At 46.4% G+C, this 1,396-nt stretch carries 1 protein-coding gene; it reads left to right on the forward strand.

Annotated elements, in window-relative coordinates:
* The first annotated feature begins 85 nt into the window (after positions 1-85).
* Positions 86-1,318 (forward strand): hypothetical protein, encoded by a 1,233-nt coding sequence (locus JUJ53_RS00215; protein ID WP_204149996.1) that lies wholly within the window; start codon positions 86-88, stop codon positions 1,316-1,318.
* Positions 1,319-1,396 lie beyond the last annotated feature (78 nt).

Genomic DNA, 1,396 nt, shown 5'->3' on the forward strand with positions numbered 1-1,396 from the left:
CCTTAAATACTACAAAATGTAGCACTCCTGAAGCTACTGCCAGACAAGGGCTTCAGGGAGATGTGATACCTTTTCGTCAGAATCGTTGCCATACCCCCATTACCGTTACCAATTCCTGATTCAAAAGGCGATAGAATTTTGCAGTGAGGTTCGTTCGCTTGGCGCAGCATTACTATCAGCTTTGGAGAAAAAAGATGCTGAGGAACTGGGACTGCTGCGATCGCGCCACGAAATTTCTATGTTGAAACTTGTTGCTCTAGTCAAGCAACAACAAATTGATGAAGCAAAAGAGACACTTGAGGGTTTAGAGGCATCTCGAAAGTTGACAGAAGCACGGTTAGATTTCTATACCAGCCGTGAGTTTATGAGTGGCGAGGAAACAGCACATATCGTAAACCTTGGACTAGCGCATGGGAATGAAAGTATTGCTCAGGCTCTGAATTTTGCAGCATCCTTAGCATATATGTTGCCGGATTCCACTGTTGGTCCTTTGGGCGGAGTAACCTATGGCGGAACTTATGTTGGCAATTCTCTTCGTGCAACAGCTAGTGTTTTTAGCTTTATAGCTTCTCAGCATTCATTCGCTGCCAACATGTCGTCGATCATGGGTGGGTACCAACGCCGCCAGGATGACTGGAATCTCCAAGCTGATCTGGCCCAAAAAGAACTTGATCAGATTGACAAACAAATCTTAGCGGCTGAAATTCGCTTAGCCATCGCCGAGCAGGATCAGAGCAATCACGAAACACAGATCGATCAAGCAGAGGAGATGGAGCGCTTCCTCAAGAGCAAATTCACCAACTCACAGCTTTATAGCTGGATGGTGGCTCAACTGTCTTCCCTCCATTACCAGGCTTACCGCATGGCCTTTGATATTGCTAAAAAAGCAGAGAAATGTGCTCAGTTTGAATTGGGTCTTGATTCTTCCACATTCAACTACATCCAGTTCGGACACTGGGACAGCCAGAAGAAAGGACTACTTGCCGGGGAGCGCCTACACCAAGACCTGCGCCGCATGGAGTTAGCCTACCTTGATAAGAATAAACGTGATTTTGAACTGACAAAACATATTTCTCTCTCCAGTCTCAATCCCCTGGCGCTGATTCTGCTTAAGGAAACGGGTCAGTGCGAAGTCGAGTTGCCCGAAACTTTGTTTGACCTAGACTATCCAGGTCATTACCTGCGGCGGATCAAATCTGTCAGCATCACGATTCCTTGCGTTACAGGCTCCTACACCAACGTAAACTGCACGTTAACGCTCCTGAAAAATACGACTCGAATTAAACCACTTCCTGTTGAGGGTAGTGGATTAACGTAAAGGATAGAGAAAAACAAGGCATTGCCGTCGCATTGCTCGATTCTGAGGGAGTAGGCTCCATGACAATTGAGATGACCT

It is taken from the genome of Leptolyngbya sp. CCY15150, from assembly GCF_016888135.1.
Classification (GTDB): domain Bacteria; phylum Cyanobacteriota; class Cyanobacteriia; order RECH01; family RECH01; genus RECH01.